This is a genomic window from Parapedobacter flavus, from assembly GCF_035818675.1.
GTDB lineage: Bacteria > Bacteroidota > Bacteroidia > Sphingobacteriales > Sphingobacteriaceae > Parapedobacter > Parapedobacter flavus.
Genome location: NZ_JAYKZZ010000006.1, coordinates 230,612 through 250,449 on the forward strand (window position 1 = coordinate 230,612; position 19,838 = coordinate 250,449).

The window sequence follows — 19,838 nt, forward strand, 5'->3', positions numbered from 1 at the left end:
TTTGTACACCATTTTATCGATATGATTTCAGAACAGGTTGATGTCTTAGTCTTCGGAGCCGGGCCGTCGGGTGCCGTAGCTGCTTCCCTTTTACACAAACAAGGAGTCAAAATAAAGGTTATCGAACGGGAGCATTTCCCCCGGTTTGTCATTGGAGAGAGCCTGATTCCGCGTTGTATGGACCACTTCGACGAAGCGGGGTTTGTGGAAGCCGTCGAAGCCAAAGGGTTTGAGCGCAAAAACGGCGCGCGTTTCCTGCGGGGCGATGAGGTATGCTGGTTTGATTTCAGCCAGAAGTTTTCTGCCGGCTGGGATTGGACATGGCAGCTGCCACGCGCCGAGTTCGACAAAACCCTAACGGATGTGTTGCAGCAACGTGGGGTAGATATCGCTTTCGGTACCACGGTAGAAAATGTGGTGTTCCACGGCACCGATTCGGTGACCACCGTGCGCGACGAAAGTGGTGTGCAGCGCGAAATCCATGCACGGTTCCTGATCGATTGCAGTGGCTACGGCCGGGTGCTGCCGCGCTTATTTGATTTGGATGAACCATCTGACTTTCCGCCCATGGCGGCCACGTTTGTGCATGTCGAAGATCCCCGCCGTCCATCGGACGAAGAAGGGACCCTGATTACGTTCGATGTGTTGGAGCAGAAAGTATGGTTCTGGGTCATCCCCTTTTCCAACGGCCGGTCGTCGCTGGGTTTGGTTTGCCCCAAAGAACACCTCGAGGCGATCCAAAAAGGAGACCCTGCCGAGACGTTCCGACACATCATCAGCCAGTCGGATTATTACCGGCAGCGGTTCGAAGGCATCGATTTCCTTTTCGAGCCCAAACAGATCGTTGCCTATACCAAAGCATCGAAAAAGCTGTATGGCGATGGTTTCGCGATTACCGGCAACAGCGCCGAGTTCCTGGACCCGGTCTTTTCGTCGGGCGTATGCTTCGCCACCGAGTCGGGGTCGAAGGCCGCCAAATTGGCCATCCGGCAGTTGCAGGGTGAGGCGGTCGACTGGCAGCGGGAGTATGAAGAGCACATGCTTTGGGGGGTCAGCGTATTCCGTTCGTACATCCGCGACTGGTATTCGGGCGACCTGCAGAAATTCTTTTTCCATAAGGAGGTCAATGAAGACGTGCGCCGCAAAGTCTGTTCGGTATTGGCCGGCTATGTGTGGGATAAAGAAAATCCGTTTGTAAAGAAACACGATCGCGCCGTGCGGGCGGTGACGCATATGTTGCCTTAATTTTGTGAGGTTGTGAGCATGTGAGGCTGTGAGGTTCACTTTTCATTTTCTCACAGGTACGCTCACAGACTCACAGAGTCGCTCACAAATTCACAGGTACGCTCACAGACTCGCAGAGTCGCTCACAAAATAACAAACTCACAGGTTCACTCACATGCTCACATGCTCACAACTTCACATGAGATATCTACTCTGCCTTCTCGTGTTGTGCGGCACATCCTGTGCAGGCATCAGGCAATTACCGCCGATGGCCAATTACAACCACCACATTGGCGAACGCGTGGAGACCTCACCCGGTAGCTATACCTTGCCCAATGGCCTGCTCCGAAAGAACCAACAAGGCCTGTGGGAACTTTATGTCAGCGGCGACCCACTGGAACGTGGCCTGGCCAATGGCGTGCTAACGGAAGAGCTGCTCCACCGGCAGGAGGCTGCCTTTGTTTCGCAGGTACAGAAAATGGTGCCATCGCGGTTCCGCCAATGGCTGCTGCGGCGGTTCCTCGATCGTTTCAACCGGCAGCTTACGGACCATATCCCCCCCGCCTACCAAGCAGAGATCTACGGCCTTTCGCGGTCCGCTGCCGACACCTTTAATTTCATTGCGCCGCCCTACCCACGGCTCCTGTCTTTCCATGCCGCCCACGATATCGGCCATGCGCTGCAAGATCTCGCCCTGGTGGGCTGCACGTCGTTTGCCGCTTGGGACGGTCACACCGCCGATGGGAAGCTGCTGATTGGCCGCAACTTCGATTTTTATGCCGGCGATGCCTTTGCGGAAGAAAAAGTCGTTGCGTTCATTGATCCCGACCAAGGGTATAAACATGCCATGGTCACCTGGCCCGGCATGGTGGGCGCCGTATCGGGAATGAACGTAAAAGGGCTGACGGTGACCATCAATGCCGGTAAGTCGGCCATTCCGCATCAAGCCAAAACGCCCATTTCGCTGCTTACGCGAGAAATCCTGCAATATGCCGGTGATATCGATGAAGCGATTCACATCGCCCGCCAACGGGAGGTTTTCGTGTCCGAATCGATTATGGTGGGCAGCGCGGCCGACGGGAAAGCGGTACTCATCGAAGTATCGCCCCATAAGCTGGGGGTCTATGCCGTGCCCAATTCCTCCGACGTGCTGGTGTGTGCCAACCATTTCCAGAGCGAACCCTATCGTTCGGACAAGCGCAACCTGCGGCAGCTGGAAGAAAGCCACTCGAAATACCGCTTCGACCGGATGAATGAGCTCATTGCGCAGACGCCGAAGCTGACGCCAGCCGATGGGGCCGCCATGCTGCGCAACAAGGAAGGGATAGGCGGAGTGGCGTTGGGGTATGGCAACGAGAAGGCCATCAACCAGCTCCTGGCCCACCATGCCGTTATCTTCCAGCCCGAAGACCGGCGCATGTGGGTGGCGGCAGCCCCCTACCAGCTGGGCGAATTTGTGGCTTATGATTTAGACGAAGTGTTCGCGCGGCTAGCCTCGATGGATACCGACGTGCCCCTGGCTACCGATTCGTTGAACATCTCCGCCGACCCGTTCGCTTTATCGGCCGATTTCCGGCATTATGAAGAATTTCGGGTGCAGATGCGTAACTTGGAGGCCGCCATTGCAACGGAAGAGGAGGTGCCCGACACGGAGCTGCGCAATTTTCAGCAGCTCAATCCGATGTTTTGGAAAACCGACTTTCTCATCGGTGAATACTATCGGGGCCAGCATCGCAAGGCCGACGCCCTGCGGCATTACCAACTGGCGGCAAGCAGGGAGGTAACGACCAAGGCGGACAGCCTGTTGATACAAAAACGGATTAAAAAGTGTAAATAACCTCACAAGTTCACAGGCGGCTCACAAACTCACAAACTCACAACTTCACAACCTCACAAAAAAAGACAATCTCACAGGCTCACAAACTCACAACCTCACAAATGACGACCATACCACCCATCGAACAAGCGCCTCGCGAAACCATCAACCAATTCCAGGAAGAAAGGTTACAACAGCTTATGGCATACCTCCACGCCCATTCGGTGCATTACCAACAGGTGTTTCAAACCCATGGCATTGATGCGTATGGTGTGCGTACCTTGAGCGACCTGGCGCAGCTGCCATTTACCACGAAAGAACAATTGCAGCAGGAAAACGCGGCCTTCCGTTGTGTGGCTACATCGCAGGTGGCCGATTACGTCACCACCTCCGGCACATCGGGCGATCCGGTGTTGCTGGCCCTGACCGACAAGGATCTCGAGCGGCTCGCGTATAACGAATCGTTGTCTTACCAGTGCATGGGCATGGCCGCCGGGCAAACCGTGCAGCTCACCACCACGCTCGACCGCCGTTTTATGGCGGGGCTGGCCTATTTCCTGGGCGCCCGCAGGGCCGGTATCGGCGTGGTTCGGGTAGGGTCGGGCGTTCCCGAGCTGCAGTGGGGTACCATCGCGCGCGTACAACCCGATGCGTTGGTGTGCGTCCCTTCCTTTTTGCTTAAAAAGATGGAGTTTGCCGAAGCCAACGGAATCGATTACCGGCAGACCAGCATAACCAAGGCCCTTTGCATCGGTGAGCCCGTCCGTAATCCCGATTTCTCACTCAACGCCTTGGCCAGTCGGATACGGAGCAAGTGGGACATCCAGCTTTTTTCTACCTATGCCTCTACGGAGATGGCCACGGCGTTTACCGAATGTGCACACGGGGTAGGGGGGCATCATCACCCCGAGCTCATCATTACCGAGTTTGTGGATGAAGAAGGGCGGCCGGTAGCCGAGGGCGAGCCGGGTGAGCTGGTCGTGACCACGCTGGGCGTGGAGGGTATGCCGTTGTTGCGCTTCAAAACGGGCGACATTGTGCAGCCCCATTACGCGCCCTGCGCGTGCGGGCGGACAACACTGCGGTTGGGACCGGTTATCGGTCGCAAAAACCAAATGGTCAAATACAAGGGTACCACGCTGTATCCCCCGGCGTTGTTCGATTTATTGAACGACATGGAGGAGATCGTGAATTACGTGATTGAAATCGCTTCGGATGAGTTCGGCGAAGATGAGATTACGGTGCAGGTTGGCACCGGCACGGTATCCGACGAGTTGCTATTGAAAATCAAGGATCGGTTCCGTGCAAAACTCCGGGTAAGCCCCAAGATTGTTTTCGCGCCCATTGACGACATCAACCGGATGAAATTTCCGGAAAACTCGCGTAAAAGTGTTACGCTGTTTGATCGCCGGATCGTTCAATAATTTCGCCATCAAAGCACTGCTATCCTTGATGGCGGGCGTCGCCATACGTGATCACCCGGTAAGCGACGCTGACGGCATCAAATATTTTGGGTAACTTTGCGGCTTCGTATTCTTTTAACCATTCAGCAGTGTCTTTAGATAAATTAAAGCTAAGTAAACGCCTTCATGCCTCCATGAATGAATTGCGTTATTTTACAGCAAAAGAGATCCAGTTAAAATCACTCTCTCGAATAATCGGTGGGCATAGTATCATTGGCATCGCACCCGAAGGAGCTGGAAAAACGACCGCGTATGTTCTTGGGGTATTGATGCGCTTGAAATATACGGACGATGAGGCCCCTAAAGTCTTAATTTTAGCCCCCAACGAAGAAAGAATTGCTGAAATAGTTGATCGTTTTCTGACCATTAGCAAGAATAAGAAGCTTCGTATCATGGGGCTCAAAGCGAGCGGAAGTATGGAGGAAGAGATCGAAGGTTTGGTCGGCGGGGTAGATATTGTAGTAGCCACCCCAAACCGCGCCCGTGCAGTGTATCTAAAATTGGGGCTTAACCTCAATCGCATTCAGACATTCATCATTGATGATGCTGAAGAACTCGTTAAGCAAGGCGTGCAGACGCGTGTAAGAGAACTGGCACAAAGCTGTGGAAAAGTCCAGTATTTAGCATTCAGTACGGTCGAGCATGAAAAATTGCATTTGATGATTGATGTTTTCATGCCTTTTGCTACGCTGATTGAGGTAGACGAGCTAGGTGAGGAAACGGTTGAAACACACGAGCTCCTGCTGTATCAAGTTCCAAATTTTAGTACGAAAATCAATTTGCTGCGTCTTTTGATGCGAGACGATGATGTATTTGATAAAGTGGTGGTATTTGTGAATACCCGGCTTACGGCACAAAAACTAGGTCAAAATCTACAAGCAAAAAAAGGAGAAGTAGCGGTATTACATCCCATGTTTCATGACGATGCAGGTTTTGATGATGTCAATGATTTTAAGAAAGCCCCTCAATGCCGAATACTCCTCATTGCAAATGAAAATGTGAATGATATTGATTTGAGTGGAATTCCTTTTATATTTCATTTTGAAATACCACAGGATAGGGATGTTTTTGTGCAACATATCCTGAAAACTTCAGATGATGAAGTGATTGCTATCACCTTTGCGACAGATATTGAACTTCCGGAAATCAAAAAGATAGAACAATCCTTGGGGAAGAAAATCCCCGTTATGCCGCTTCCTGATGATCTTATCATCTATCACCCATCCAATACGCCAAAAGAAAAGAATGAAGTGGACGAATCAAGGGGCGGAGCTATTCATAAAAAGAAAGCAAGCAATAGCAAAACCTATAACTATGGTGGTGGAGTAAAGGCCAAAATGACAATGAAGAGTAAGAAAAGGTAATGATAGCACTATTCTACGCTCACACGGTAGGGAAAGCCCAGGGCGCCCGGTATTGCGGCTGGATATACGCATCCGCAGCTGTGTGGTTGAAAGATCGCTTATGGCTATCGTAGCGTAGCGATGTTCCGCCCAGCCGCGCGCTGATGTTGCCCATGTGCGTATAGGTAGCGCACAAACTTCCCAGCTCGATGGGGCACGCCGTGTTGCGGCGGCCTTCTCTCACGCACGTTAGGAAATTGGCCACATGATTCCGGTGGTCGCTGTGGTCGGTCGTATGCTTTTCGGCCGGTAACTGTTCCGTTTCGGGGTACACCTCCCAGTTTTCCCGGTTTGCCACCAGCGTTCCCTGCGTACCCTTAAAAAGCAGGCCATAATTTTTGCCGTATGGCCCCGATTCTACGCCCGCATGGTGCTCCCATGTGATGTTGAAGCCGTCAAACCCGTAGATGACCTGTTGGGTGTCAAACGTTTCATGAGCACCCTCAGGAAACAGGAAATTACCGCCGTGGGCTGCTACGGTTGCATCCACCTGGTTAACACCCATGGCCCAAAATGCCATATCGAGCAGATGGACCCCCCAGTCGGTCATCAGCCCCCCGCCATAATCCCAGAAAAGCCGCCACCGGCCGTGAAATCGTTGCGGATTAAACGAGCGTTCGGGTGCGGGGCCCAGCCACCGGTCAAAATCCACCCCCTGCGGAACGGGGCTGTCGGGAACCCGTTGCGGCAACGCCGCGTAATTGAAGTTCGCCCATACATGCACGTTGCCGATGCGCCCCAGCCGGCCCGACCGGATATACGCCACCATGTCTGCCCACAGCGTACCGCTGCGCTGTTGTTGCCCCACCTGCACGATGTTTCCGTACCGTTGGGCCGCCCGTACCATCACCTCACACTCCGCTATGCTATTTCCAACCGGTTTTTCGACATACACCTGTTTACCGGCCTTGCATGCATCGACAAATTGGAGGCAGTGCCAGTGGTCGGGAGTGCCGATGATGACGATATCCACATCCTGGCGATCGAGGACCTTCCGATAGTCGGTATATACAGCCGGTTTTGCCCCTTGCCGGGTCAGCAACTCAGTGGCCCGCGCCTCCAATATGCCCTGGTCAACATCGCACAGCGCTACGCACCTTGTGTTTTTATCGATCAGAAAATCAGAGAGGTTGGCCCAGCCCATGTTTTTACAGCCGATTAACGCCACATTCAGCTTGTCGTTAGCGCCTATGATCTGTTCGTTGCTCCACACCGCTTTGGGAAGGGAAAGGCTGCCAGCCACCGCCGCGGACGCATGCCGGATAAATGATCTTCTACTGTAAGGCATCGTTAGCTTATTTTTGTGTTAGTGCTTCGTCAGAAGCCTTAAAGGTAGGGTATTTTTTTTAATTTCAATCCTTACACTTGTCGGTATACTACCGCTACCGGCTCGAACGGTGCAGGCGGTATTACCGGGGGGGTAGGCTCCGGATCGGCTTCGGACCTCCATGCAGATAACGTTTGGATTTGATTTGCGCTGGGACTGGACTTGGATTGGCGGCGCCAGTAGAAGTCCAAACCAAGCCCAGTCGCTGTACAATCGCTGCACCGAAGCTGACCCCTAGCTAACCCCTAGCGAACCCCAACCCGTGGCGGCCGTTTATGATGTCACTGCATGTTTTTTAGTTGTTTGTCGAGTAAATTTGCCGACCTTTCTTATATTTATTCGATGAATTTGGTTGGGTAAGCTCACAGACGACATGATGTGGAAAGCATTTCAAGATGCGCCGATCGGTGTTTTGCTGGTCGATGGTGAAGGTAGGTGTACATTTGCCAACACGTTCTGTTGCACGCTTTTTGGGGCAGCCGAGGGCGATATACAGGGTTCCGGATGGGCAACATTCTTATCCACGGCCGATCGGCAGCGGATGATGAACGCGTTACAAAAGGTCGTGGCCGGTGAGGAACAGCAAGGGCACTGTAACGTCGCTATTGCCGGCTCACAAAAAAACACGCGTTATTGGAGCGTGGACCTTTTCGGGGTGGCTGGCGATCATAGCGGGGCGGATCAAATCGTTATCTACTTCCGGGAGGTAAACCAGCGATTGATCGTTGCTGAGATTACCGAAGAGGTTCAGCGTGAGCGCATGTTGCAAGAAACCCAAGACAAGATCGAGCGAACCAACGAGCTGCTGAACATCAGCCAGGAGCTCAGCAGCACGGGTGGTTGGGAGTACGATCTGATTTCGGGCGACGTATCGTGGACCGACCAGATTTACGTGATTTTCGGCCTGCCACCAGAAGCCGTTTACCCCAGCTTCGAAGCGAATATCCACCTGTTTACAGAAGCTGGCCGCAAGGTAGTGGTCGACGCGCTCGAAAACTGCAAAGTAGACATGAAGCCATATACCATGGAGCTGGAGGTCAATACCCCCCAGGATGAATTCAAATGGGTGCGGGTACGTGCCGTGCCCGTGGTGAAGGATAACCAGGTCGTCAAACTGCGTGGTGCGTTGATGGATATTACCAAAGAGAAACTGGAAGCCATCGAATTGCGGAAGGCCAAGGAGATGGCCGAACGTGCCGCCCAGGTAAAATCGGACTTCCTCTCCGTGATGAGCCACGAGATTCGGACACCGCTAGTCGGCATCATCGGCTCGAGCAACCAGTTGAAGCAGGGCCACTCTGCCGATCGGGATGAAACGATAAACAACTTGCTGTTTTCGTCAGAACATTTGCTTCGGCTGGTCAACGATGTGCTCGACTTTAACAAAATCGAAAGCGGGCAATTGCGGCTCATCCAGGCAGAAGTTGATCTCATGGAGTTGGTGGCGAATATCAAGAACCAGTTCCAGGCCATGGCCGAGGCAAAAGGCATTGCCGTGGTTGTGCAGATCGATGCGGCTGTGCCGTCGCGGATTATGGGCGATCCGACACGCTTAAGCCAGATTCTTTACAACCTGGTGAGTAATGCCATCAAGCATACCAATGAGGGCACGGTGACCATCGCCATCACGGAGTTATCGCACACGGACAGCGACACCACCCTGCACTTTTCGGTAAAAGATACGGGGTCGGGTATCCCGGAGGCTTTCCACGAGGAGATTTTCAACGATTTCAGGCAGCTGAATCAGCTACCGGATCAACACTATACGGGGTTTGGGTTGGGGCTAACCATTACGAAACGGCTCATTGAATTGCACGACAGCCAGATTCTGCTCCGGAGCTCCCCTGGGAATGGGGCAGAATTTTACTTTGACCTTTGCTTTACGCTTCCATTGGCAGCGTCCCCGGCGGCCTCCAACCCCCCGCCGTCTGCCGGCAATCCGGGCAAGCTCCGCAATATGCCTGTATTGCTCGTAGAGGATAATCCCATCAGTACCACGGTTATCCGGCAGCAGTTGGAAGGGCTGGGTATCGTTCCCGATTGCGCTGTGGATGGGGAGGAAGCCCTTCGTTACCTGGCGGGCACGGCGTATTCGGTCGCGCTGGTCGACTTGCATATGCCCAAGATGGACGGCTACGTGCTCTCGGAAATCATCTGCCGGGAATATCCAGATACGCAAATCATCATCCTTACTGCGGATATCATGGCCGAGACCCGCCTGAAACTGGCGAAAATGAATATCCTCGATATCTTGAATAAACCATTCCGCCCGGGCGACTTGGTCACGTCGTTATCCAAGGTAAACGAGCCGTAACCAATCCCTTGATCGATTTCTCGCGCTACCGAGCAATTACCTCGTTCTATTAGCCATCACGGGGCGGAACATATCGTCCGAATCGCAGAAACTGTACATCCCTTTGTATCGATTCACCTGCAGACCAGCCTTGACGACAATGGCCAGCGCCTCTCCCAGCGGTGCCCGGTAGCATATCATGGCGTCTACGCGCATCGATGCGGGTATGCAGTGGATGTCTTTCACCTTGATGCCATACCACCGGCTCACATCGGCCACGTATTCCCGCAGTGATGCCTCGCGGTACCGGCGCGATGCCTTGGTCCAGCCAATCGCCTCTTCCGCGTTTCCCGTCTTCCGGTAATACAGCGATTCGGTTAAGGTGCCATTCAGCTCATGAACCCACCTCACCGTGGCCTGCCCACCACGCTGCTCCACCAGCCGGTGTTCGCGTTGCTGCTTCGAGATGACCGAAAGCGCGCCATCCAGCAGCGTCACCCGTGTCTCGGCAGCGGTGGCCAGCATGGCAAACTCGCCCTGCACGGCCTGTACCTGGCTGTTCACCGTTTCGACCACCACCCGCGCTGCGGCACCCGCCGGCACGGATACCTGCGCTTCTCCTTCTATCCGCACATAGCAGACATCCGGCCCGGGCAGCAGCAGCGGATAGTTAAGTTCCGATCCCGCATTCAGCCGCACGCGCGTGCCACCCGGCAGCAGCACCTCGCATTGCTGGAAGGGGGCCGTGACAAAGTGGAGGGAAGGGTGGCCCACCGTGTCGGCGGCGGTCGCTTCGCGCACTTCGCTCACCACGAGCGTGCCTGCGGCATTGCGCACCACATCGAGGTTGCCCACCCGAGCAATGGGCCCCTCTTGGCCAGCCGCTACCGGGGTTACACCGGCTTCGCCATACCGGATGGTCGAGGCGAACTCTGCCACCGGCAGCACCATGTTGCGCGGCATCGCCGCACATAATCCGATGGCTGGCCTTCCGCAGGTAGTTTTTGGTCTTATATTTCGCGACTGTAAACATCCACGATTTGGGGTCACGTTTATCGGCAAATTTCTCCGGTTGTTCACACAGTTCAACCAGTAGGTCTTCCACCAGGTCCTTCACCAGCTCATCGTCGTTCGGCACGAGCCGGGTAAGGTAACGGATCAGTTCCTCGTGGAATAAATTGTATATCTCCGCTATGGCCGTTTCCGTTTGGTTAGGATCGGCCAACCGCCTGAAAAGACGGCTGTGGTTATCTGTAGCACTTTTAGCCATACGCGTTTCGCTTTTGGCATCTTCAGCATTGTTTTTATCCAGCTGATCTACAGAACGTTGATAATATAAGTTGAAAAAATCGGACCGCTCCGTAGTACGATGCCCTGCTTTAAAACAGTGTATTGTAGAGACCGCTTAGAAATTTAGATTTATTACTTACACAAACGTACAACAAAAAACCAAGTAAACAAACAAAAAATAAAAATAAATAATTGATTTAAAGAATATTACGATAAAAGTGATGATTGAATTTTATTGCCAAAATGTTAACCAAATGATACGACCATGAAGCAACAGCCAAATACCATACGAAGCCCAAAGAATGCCCGCCATTTTTTTAACGATATGTTACGGGGAGTACCGGTACACACACCCCTCCTTCCCAGGGGGTGCGAGGCATGCGGATGCTCGGATAGGTTACCCCTTAAGATGATAGGCCTATCTTTTGCACAAACCGGCGGTACTGGCAACTTTTTGACCGGAATCCGCATGAATGGGACGCTGAGCGCTGCGAGAGTGCGACCAGATAGCAGCAGTTCCCGGCCGGCGAGGAGACATAGCCGGCCGGGTAGACTGCCACGGATTAACTGATTATAACCAAGGAATAGTGATGGCACTGACAATCAACAACAAGGCAAAACCGCAAACCAAGGCACTTAGCTGGGGGCGAGTCATTTCGGCTGTGCTTACCTATCCGCTTTCCGTTCTTTTTGCCATGGCGGCCGCCACCAAGGTGATGAAATATGCCACCTACCGTTCCTACCTGCACGAATCCGGGCTGGTGGGCGAAGGTGTGGCATTCTGGCTGAGTTTTACGCTCTCGGCATTGGAGCTCATCCTGGCCGGCCTCCTGGCCTGGCCCAAGACGCGGCGTGTGGGATTGCTTGCCACCCTTGCGCTGCTGCCGTTCTACCAATACTACGTCTACTACGCGCTAAACGAGGCTCTCTTCACTCCCTGCGGGTGTTTGGGCGCTCTGCCCATCTCGTGGGCACAGCATTACACGCTCAACATCGTTGTGTTGATCATGAGCATACTGACCTTGGCAATGACGTACCGGACCAAGCAACGGAAACCAACGCACGATAAACGAGGCAGTCCATAGCGGGTTGCCCCATAGATAAACTTTCTGCAGAAAGCCGGATGGCCTGACATCCCTAAAAACAGGCAACAAACATTAAATAACTATATGTTATGATTTCCAAATTAATTAAAATCCTACCTATGCTCGCCATAGTGGCTGGTATAGGAGGTGCGTTCGGATTCAGCGCAACACAGGATCCATGCGAGGAAGAAAACCATATTGGTTACACTTACAACGGGGCAGGTATGCCCACAGAGCCTCCTGAAGATCAAGAGAACCTCACGGAACTTGGCCGCCTTGATCTTGATTTCGAATGCGATGAAGCACCCGATATCTGTCATTGGGTGTATGTCGAAGAGGAAGGTGAACAAAGTAAATGGGTGCCGTGCGAAGGCGAACTGGCCCAGTGATTAACTCTCCGGCTTGCACTGCTAAAGCCCAGCTTTAGCATGCTTTAAGGGCAGCCGGGTTATTACCGTTGGCATCGGGTAGTGAAAAATTAAGCGCACGATTACCGGCTATTACATGATCTAAGTCTGCGAGGAGTTCTCGGCAATATGGATCGGTTATGGTATTCTGGGCATCTTCAAAAAGGCTGCGCAATGGATTCCGGTGAAAGCGCCGCTTCAAAAGCAATGTGAGCACCTTATCCTTGGCTGCAGTTTCCAAGGGTAATTTTTTCATTACGGCATAGAGCGAAACCAAGTCGTAATTACCCGATTCCACGTGGTAGGCGAGTTCATGGGATTTTTCAAGACACTCGATCGCGTTCGGGGAGGACGCCAGTACTTCGCTAAAAGCGTCTGCAAACTTGGCGTTGCGGGCGAATTCTTCCTTGCACCAGGTTAAAATCGAATCGCGCACCGGACTGGCAGCTCGGTGTGCCAACAGCATCCGTTCCAACATGTAAATACGGGTGTGCCCGTATAAGCCATGAATATCCGCCAACATCAAGCGATACGTAGCTGGCCTTATGCTTCTTTCATACCGGTCCAGCCGAAGGTGTGCCTCCCTATCGAGTGAATCGACGCGAGACAAGTGCCATTGCAAGCTTTTCACTGGATTATTCTTTATCGGATTCACGTCGGGTGAATTAAATGCTACGGCGCTCATCAAGTACGCAGCGTACGCTGCATTGAACTTATCGGCGCCGCGGCCTGTAAATGAACACTCCCAGTTCGCCAGCATGATCGGATCGCCGGAGTCGTACCCTCCTCCTCTCATCACCCCTCTTTTCGGTGATAGGGAGAGCGTGACAGAATCACCGGGATCAATTACCAAAAGCGTCAAGATTCCGTGCGCTGGTTTCCCTTTTTTTCGTTGATAACCCAAATGCAGGCTCATCCGTGAGGCTGGGGCCACCGAATCCAACATGAAATGATAGCTACCGTTTGTCTTGGTCGCCCGATATGTTTTATAGGGATTCCGAAATTCATAGCCCACCACATCAGCCCACACACGGAGTTCCAACGTATCATCGGGCGATAATGCGGACGAATGCACCAAAAATTTAGCTTTACCGCACTGCATGTTGCTGCCTTGGGCTACTGCATGGGACAGTGGTTGGCACAGTATCATTATCATTAACAGACGTTTCATACTCATCGTATATTTTGTTCAATCCCACTGGTTTTAATCTCATTGAGGGGTATGGGCAATGTCCATCTGGCGTCACCCGGCGGCAATATGAATGTTTGCTCGCCGAGCTGCCTCGTGAGCGTGATATTGGCTCCAAGAACGTTTAATCGCCGTAAATCGGACCACCGCACCCCGCGATACAGCATTTCCTTTCTCCGTTCCTGCAATACAAAAGCCAACACTTCATCGGCACTCCCGTCGGTTTTTGGCACATAGGTGCCCGTGACGTACCGATGTTCCAACAGGTGGTTAATATCATTAAATGCGGCCTGGGCATCTCCCAACCTTGCCGCACACTCCGCCCTAATCAGGTACAACTCATCGGTATCAAACCCTGTGAATAGATAAGACAACCCGACACCGTGTGTATTAAGCTTGTAGGGCAGTCCATCCGGATTCATCGCGAAGAACTTGGTCTTTCGGAGATCGTTATTCGCATAGGCGGCATAAAGTTCGGGATCAATCGCCGCATCCGGTCTGCGGTTAATCACTGATGATCCGATTGTGAAATCCAAGTAAATCACATCTTCATACCGGACGTCTTCCGTATTGTAATCTGTTAATTTACTATGGCTGGCGAGGGCGCTGTTAGCTGCCGCGCGTGCCTCGGTGAAGTCACCCATATAGAGGTAAATCCTGGCCAGCAATGCATTGGCTGCAACGGTAGATGGACGGCTATAGTCTACGGTTTCATCCAAAAGCATCAATGCCATCTTCACGTCCGATAACAGATGATCAAACATCGCTTCTAGAGTTCCACGGCGCACCTGCTCGTTGACGTCTGACGACACCGGTGTGGGTAACCCCTTCTTATTGCCTGCCGTAGACCTGTCATAGGGCACCGTAAACAACTGGGCAAGTTTAAACAGCGAAAAACCCCGTATGAAATATGCTGATCCTTTTATGATTGTATTCTAGCTCGTTATCATTTCGCGTTTTGGTATCCATACCTTCCAGCCCGTCGAGGACAACGTTCGCATAGAAAATCGCTGTGTAAGGCTCACTCCAAGAGGAATGACTCTCTTCAGTGCCAAACAAGTCCGCGGCCCATACATATGCATTCCGCGTAATCGGATTCCGGCTGTTCCAATGGGCTTCGTTCCAGTAGTAATCATCGGCCATAACCTCTGATATTTCGGATGTTGTACCCATCGTGACGCCGTAATTGTCAAGCAACTGCCGAAAGTCTTTCAGCGTAGTCGGCACAACCAAATTCGACCGGGGTTTAACATCTAAAAATCCTGCCTCACAGCACCAGCAACTTGCCGTAATGAGTAAAACGATTACGATATAAAAATTCCGATTGTACATCTTTTCAGAGATTAAGATTAAAACCAAAAGAGAAACTCATGGGCGTGGGATACACCAATCCATTGCTAGGTACAGCGTCAGGGTCTACGCCCGTCCCGTTGGCTTTCCAGATCAGGCCGAGGTTGTTGGCGTATAGAAAGACCTGCAGCCCACTAACCCGCCACCGTTGTAATTTTCCACCCAAACTATAAGATACCCGTACATCTTGTAGGCGGATGTGATCTGCCCGTTCCACGAGCGTTTCGTTTAGCCCGTAAAAACTTTCCCGATTACTGTTTACCGGATATTGCATCGCGGGGATATCCGTATGGGCTTCGTCACCAGCCTTCATCCACCTGGCAGAATAATCGGCATGAAAGATAGCGTTCGCGTGATTAGTTATATTCATTAAGCTATAATAAGACAAGCCGTTCCTGCGGAAGTAATATCCGAGCTGGTAAACGATGTTGAACGATACATCCCACCCCGCTACGCTTACCGTATTCCGTAACCCGCCGAACACCGAGGGTGTAGCCCTGCCGTGGTAAACGAATTCAGATAGCGACGTGTTATTATAAATATTAGCGTAGTCTTGGCTGATTTCACCGTCCAAGAATCCCCTTGGTTGCCCCTGACCGTCCAACCCCGCCCACGGCAGTGAATAGATGGTGTATAAAGGGCGCCCCTCGATGGGGTACTCACCAATCAAGCCCCGCAGGTAGTCGCGGTCGTTACTCGGCCTTAACTTGTAGTCGGTTACCTGCTCGCCAACCAGACTAAAAAGGAGACTGGTCCGCCACGTTGCCCTCCCGGTTAAATTTACGCCCTCCAATTCGACGTCCAACCCATGGCCTTTTAATGCGGACCAATTACCGTACAGGCTGGTCACGCCCGAACTGGGGTTGATAGGCGCACTGCTCAATAGCTCGGCCGCCTTCTTCCAATAGTATTCGACCGTTCCAGAAAGCCGCCCGCCCAACACTGCAACATCAATAGCGGCATTTGTCGTCTCGACGTTCTCCCAACTCAACTGGGGATTAGGGGGATTCACAATCCGCTGATAAATTTTTTCACCCGTAAGTGGAGCTGGGCTCGGCGCTATCGCCGAAGTAATGTATGCCGATCTGTTGCTTACATTTCCGGTGTAACCGTGGGTTAGGCGGAGTGTCAATTTGTCAAGCGCACCCATACTCATGAATTCTTCCTTATGTAGGTGCCAACTAGCACCCGCTGACCAGAACGGCCGCCCCCGTTTATTGATGTCTACGCCGAAGATATTAGCGGGGTCTTTGCGAATGGAAGCACTAATGGTATAGCGATCGGATATCGTGTATGCCATATTCGCAAAATAAAGAATGTTGCGGATCGTTGTCGTATTTCGCTCAGGTAGTTGGTTAGCGACCAGAAGGGATGCCATTGTACCCCTGTGGTACTGTCGGTGCCGTTCGTCAAAATCATATGGCACATGGGTTTCCGTATCGGGGTTATACCCAAGCATCATGGCGGTTGCTTGGCTCAACGTGGCGCGCTCGCTTACTTCCATCCCGGCAATACCGGTGAACGAATGGCGGTCGCCCCATTTTTTATCGATGTCGACCTGGCCGCGGACAGCAATCTTTGCCCGGCTTTGCGGTATGTCAATAGCCTATTGTAGTATGTCGATAGGCTATTGTGGTATGTCAACAGCCCATTGTAATATATCGATAGCTCATTGCGGTATGTCGGTCGGCTATTGTGGTATGTCGACAGTCCCTTGTAATAGGTCAACAGCCCATTGTAATATATCGATAGCTCATTGCGGAATGTCGATCGGCTATTGGGGTATGTCAATAGTCCATCGTAGTATGTCAATAGCGCATTGTCGTATATTGATAGGCTATTGCAGTGGATCAACATCCCATTCCCCATTCCTAATTGGACGTGATTATATAATTCACTCCCAATAAGCCGCCGACATTGTTATAAAAGTCGCCTGTATCGAGGGCTACCGCACCTGAGAATCTCAGTTTCGGGGATTTCCTGAAACAAAAGGAAACCTCATGCAACGAATAAAATTGGTTTTGAGCGGTGCTGATAAACGTATTATGTGTGCCAAAGTTACGAGTAAAGGACAAAAGGGTTTTTCCCCTAACCTGCCGAGAATAACGATGCACCATGCCCAGGTGTCCCCCTACAACCCGATTGTTAACCATGTTCTGATTTCCACCAGGTATGCTTGGTTCGATGTCAAGAAAATTAGCGCCTCGAAAGCGGTTCATGAATAGGGGAGTCCCAATGATGCGATTATGATAGGTCCACCCCGAAGTATATACCCCATTTTCATAATAGCTTTGTCTTTCCCTGTCGTCAAACGCTTCCATTTGTTTTGTATGGATAAATTCCAGTAATACGCGATCAAGCCAACGATGCTTTTTAGGAGCGATGCTTAAACCTGCCAAACGATCTTGATTTCTGAAATCTATCCCTTTGCCACTTTCAAAGGGCGTTTGATGATAAAAGTGCAGCTGCAGCGCTTCGGTTTCCACGTCTAGCCCGAATTCCAATAAACCGCGTTGGTCGCCCGCTTTGTTAGGTCGCTTATTAGGATAAATCTCTTCGTCAAGGCTTCCGTCATTGGCTTCTCTAACCAAAAGTACATCCATAAAGCCGCGGAACGAACGGTCCAGTTTGAAATCATCGCGCTCACCCCCCCATAACGCAAAATGCTGTGCGCCACCATAAACACTGAGTACGCCCTTTCCCAGTCGGCCATACAGGGATTTTTCGTGTAGTAACGTTCGCTTCATGTATCGATTGCTTTCCATCCAGCCGTGACTAAACACGCCTTTAAAATAGAGCCATCCGTTGGTAAAAGGCACCGGCGTATACTCAGTAAGTGCGAATCCGATTTTCGGTATTGGCAATGCGTTTCCACTGATACCGAGCGAGCCAGTAGACAATAACGGGTCCACATCTCCGAGTATTTCTTCATATCGACCCGCTCTGAATTCCAACGATTTATATCGGACTTTTACATATCCTTGTTGTATGGTGGTATGGCTGAAATTATTGTTGTTTATCAAATTAATCCCATATTGAAGGGCAATTGAACGTTCACCTACTCGGATTTCATGCTTGTTTTTAGCCCCCAAATATAGCGTGATGTCCTTGCCGTTCTCGCTAATTGTTCCGAATCGATTGGACTCAACCCATAAGGGTTGGAAAGATCGGCTGGCAACAGACACGATTGACCCAGTGTTAAGCAGTAGGGAGTCGGCCCATTGGGTTTTACCGACCATCGGCAAGAAAAACATAATCCCACCTATCAATAATCCGCGGATGTGGGCACGTACTCTCATGTTTTCATTAGGTTGATTAAATCCTGTTCGAATTTTTTCAATAGGCTCATTTTCCCTAGATGGGTTTCCGCGTACCGCCTTGCCCGGTGTCGAAATGGGCCCCGGTCTATTGTCATACTATAATTTAATCCATTGACCAATGCTTCGACAGATTCCGGTTCAATCAATATTCCGATTTGTTGGGTATCAACTACCTCGTATAAAGACGTTCCCGGTAGTGCTGAAACTAGCGCAACCGCTCCGGCAGCAAGAATACCTGTCAGCTTACTCGGCATTACTAGGTCAGACGCTGATTTTTTCTGTAATACCAGGTGGATGTCTGCCGTGGCCAACAATGCTGATAGCTTTTCGTACGGTTGAAGTGAGTAAAAGCGAACTTGATCCAAGTTGGCATGTTGAGCTTGTTCTTTTAGCCGTTCGCCGGCACCCCCCGAGCCACAGATGATAAAATGCACGCCGGACCGTCCGCGGAACTGTTTGGCGGCCTCGATAATGATTTCCAAGCCCTGTTTTTCACCCAAGTTTCCGGAATACAGTATCACTATGTCGTCCATGGGGATGTCCCATTCGCTACGTAGCGAGTGCTCCCGTGGTAGCGGTTTAACAACCTGTTCGTCCACCCAATTTGGAAACATAATGTATTTCTCTGCAGCAATGCCTTTTGCGCATATTCGTTTCTTCATGCCCAAACTAATGGAAGATACGGCGTCGCTTTTTCGGAGCAGGTATTTCTCGGCCCATAACATGCCATTCAGGAGGCGCCTGTTGCTAATCATCCCCAATTCCCTGGCGGCATCCACCTGTAGGTCTTGGATATGGGTCATTAGCTTTGCGCCTTTTAATTGGGCATATAATAACGCATAGAACCCAAGGTGAAATGGTGGTGAGATGCAGATAACGATGTGGTTTTTCTTTTTCAGCAAGAGGGCGAACCAAGGTGGAAATACTCCCCCTAAAAAAGACAGCTCGTGCAGGATGCGCTTTTTGGAAGTTACATTTTTAGGTACATATAGCGGCACGCGGTGTACAGTCACCCCGTCTATTTTTTCAGTCATCCAGTTTGCGCCCTTATAACCATCGTGTACTTCCCACTCGGGGTAGTATGGTTTTGCTGCAACCACCGTCACCTCATGTCCCTGAGCTGCCAACCATGCCCCCATTTCGCCGGTATATTTTCCGATACCCGTGAGTTCTGGTGCGTAGTTGATGCCGAAGATAAGGATGCGCATTGGGGTGTGTTTAGCGGTTTTGGTTTTATTACAATCGGACACCGTATTTTTCTTGTATATACGCTTTCATCTGTGCAGGGTTCGACCCACAGGCTTTCTTAACTTCGTAGATTTTGGCATCCACCAATGTACGGTACCACCAGCCCTGTAAGAAATGCCATAAAAAGCCTTCCTTACCCTCTGTAAAACCAAGCTTTAGGATATATCGGTATAGAAAGTAGATGAATGACCGCCAGAACAAAGGCATCCGAGCGTACCGTAATTTTTTTGCTCTTTTTTCTGCGGCATCTTTGGCGAGAGTGTCGGTTGTGTCGTCCAGGGTTGAAACTGGTAAGAAATTGTATTCGATATTCAATAAATCGATGGCTTCGCGTATGGCGTAACCATTATGTTTTTGTGTCCACCAGCCCAGGGGGTTTTGGTTATCGTCTACAAAATAGTGTGCTAACCTTAGCGTCCCCCC

16 protein-coding genes and 2 pseudogenes are annotated in these 19,838 nt (G+C 51.3%); 7 read left to right on the forward strand and 11 right to left on the reverse strand.

Features of this window, described 5'->3' with window-relative positions; all coding sequences use genetic code 11:
• Positions 1-21: 21 nt before the first annotated feature.
• The 4 genes from U9S71_RS06710 to U9S71_RS06725 all read left to right on the forward strand — a co-directional run bounded on the left by U9S71_RS06710 (position 22) and on the right by U9S71_RS06725 (position 5,867).
• Entirely contained in the window at positions 22-1,245 is a 1,224-nt protein-coding gene (locus U9S71_RS06710) for an NAD(P)/FAD-dependent oxidoreductase (RefSeq protein ID WP_326326201.1), read from the forward strand.
• 178 nt (positions 1,246-1,423) lie between these two features.
• Positions 1,424-3,061, forward strand: a complete 1,638-nt coding sequence (locus U9S71_RS06715; protein ID WP_326326202.1) for a C45 family peptidase — start codon at positions 1,424-1,426, stop codon at positions 3,059-3,061.
• A 101-nt stretch (positions 3,062-3,162) separates the two neighbouring features.
• On the forward strand, positions 3,163-4,464 hold the full coding sequence (gene flxY / locus U9S71_RS06720; RefSeq protein ID WP_326326203.1) for a flexirubin biosynthesis putative acyl-CoA ligase FlxY: 1,302 nt from the start codon (positions 3,163-3,165) through the stop codon (positions 4,462-4,464).
• Between the two features lie 173 nt (positions 4,465-4,637).
• Positions 4,638-5,867, forward strand: a complete 1,230-nt coding sequence (locus U9S71_RS06725; RefSeq protein ID WP_326326204.1) for a DEAD/DEAH box helicase — start codon at positions 4,638-4,640, stop codon at positions 5,865-5,867.
• 19 nt (positions 5,868-5,886) lie between these two features.
• On the opposite strand, the gene U9S71_RS06730 is transcribed toward U9S71_RS06725, so the two are convergent.
• Entirely contained in the window at positions 5,887-7,194 is a 1,308-nt protein-coding gene (locus tag U9S71_RS06730) for a Gfo/Idh/MocA family protein (protein WP_326326206.1), read from the reverse strand.
• Between the two features lie 412 nt (positions 7,195-7,606).
• Here U9S71_RS06730 and U9S71_RS06735 point away from each other — a divergent pair, with 412 nt between their 5' ends.
• On the forward strand, positions 7,607-9,547 hold the full coding sequence (locus U9S71_RS06735; protein ID WP_326326208.1) for a PAS domain-containing hybrid sensor histidine kinase/response regulator: 1,941 nt from the start codon (positions 7,607-7,609) through the stop codon (positions 9,545-9,547).
• A gap of 36 nt (positions 9,548-9,583) precedes the next feature.
• Here U9S71_RS06735 and U9S71_RS06740 read toward each other — a convergent pair whose 3' ends face one another.
• Both U9S71_RS06740 and U9S71_RS21000 read right to left on the reverse strand, forming a co-directional pair.
• A complete protein-coding gene (locus U9S71_RS06740) occupies positions 9,584-10,489 on the reverse strand; it encodes a FecR family protein (protein WP_326326209.1) in 906 nt (301 codons plus the stop codon).
• A 31-nt stretch (positions 10,490-10,520) separates the two neighbouring features.
• Positions 10,521-10,796 (reverse strand): annotated as a pseudogene (locus U9S71_RS21000) (RNA polymerase sigma factor); the annotation flags it as partial.
• 610 nt (positions 10,797-11,406) lie between these two features.
• On the opposite strand from U9S71_RS21000, the gene U9S71_RS06745 reads away from it, so the two are divergent.
• The gene (locus U9S71_RS06745) at positions 11,407-11,901 is read left to right on the forward strand and encodes a MauE/DoxX family redox-associated membrane protein (RefSeq protein WP_326326210.1); all 495 of its coding nucleotides are present in this window, start codon (positions 11,407-11,409) and stop codon (positions 11,899-11,901) included.
• 119 nt (positions 11,902-12,020) lie between these two features.
• Positions 12,021-12,290: a hypothetical protein gene (locus U9S71_RS06750; protein ID WP_326326211.1), complete on the forward strand. Its 270-nt coding sequence runs from the start codon at positions 12,021-12,023 to the stop codon at positions 12,288-12,290.
• Between the two features lie 34 nt (positions 12,291-12,324).
• On the opposite strand, the gene U9S71_RS06755 is transcribed toward U9S71_RS06750, so the two are convergent.
• From U9S71_RS06755 to U9S71_RS06790, 8 genes and pseudogenes are all read right to left on the reverse strand, one after another.
• Positions 12,325-13,479 (reverse strand): hypothetical protein, encoded by a 1,155-nt coding sequence (locus tag U9S71_RS06755; RefSeq protein ID WP_326326212.1) that lies wholly within the window; start codon positions 13,477-13,479, stop codon positions 12,325-12,327.
• A gap of 2 nt (positions 13,480-13,481) precedes the next feature.
• Positions 13,482-14,369, reverse strand: coding sequence for a RagB/SusD family nutrient uptake outer membrane protein (locus tag U9S71_RS06760; RefSeq protein ID WP_326326213.1), 888 nt, complete (start codon positions 14,367-14,369; stop codon positions 13,482-13,484).
• Between the two features lie 10 nt (positions 14,370-14,379).
• Positions 14,380-14,829 carry a RagB/SusD family nutrient uptake outer membrane protein gene (locus tag U9S71_RS06765; RefSeq protein WP_326326214.1) on the reverse strand — a complete coding sequence of 150 codons (450 nt, stop codon included), beginning with the start codon at positions 14,827-14,829 and terminating at the stop codon, positions 14,380-14,382.
• Between the two features lie 4 nt (positions 14,830-14,833).
• Positions 14,834-16,351 (reverse strand): TonB-dependent receptor, encoded by a 1,518-nt coding sequence (locus U9S71_RS06770; protein ID WP_326326215.1) that lies wholly within the window; start codon positions 16,349-16,351, stop codon positions 14,834-14,836.
• Positions 16,342-16,704, reverse strand: a complete 363-nt coding sequence (locus U9S71_RS06775) for a hypothetical protein (RefSeq protein ID WP_326326216.1) — start codon at positions 16,702-16,704, stop codon at positions 16,342-16,344. Before U9S71_RS06775 ends, U9S71_RS06770 begins: the two co-directional genes overlap by 10 nt.
• Positions 16,705-16,718: 14 nt before the next feature.
• Positions 16,719-18,146 (reverse strand): capsule assembly Wzi family protein, encoded by a 1,428-nt coding sequence (locus U9S71_RS06780; RefSeq protein WP_326326218.1) that lies wholly within the window; start codon positions 18,144-18,146, stop codon positions 16,719-16,721.
• Entirely contained in the window at positions 18,143-19,375 is a 1,233-nt protein-coding gene (locus tag U9S71_RS06785; RefSeq protein WP_326326220.1) for a WcaI family glycosyltransferase, read from the reverse strand. Before U9S71_RS06785 ends, U9S71_RS06780 begins: the two co-directional genes overlap by 4 nt.
• Positions 19,376-19,403: 28 nt before the next feature.
• Positions 19,404-19,838: pseudogene (locus U9S71_RS06790) on the reverse strand (hypothetical protein); the annotation flags it as partial.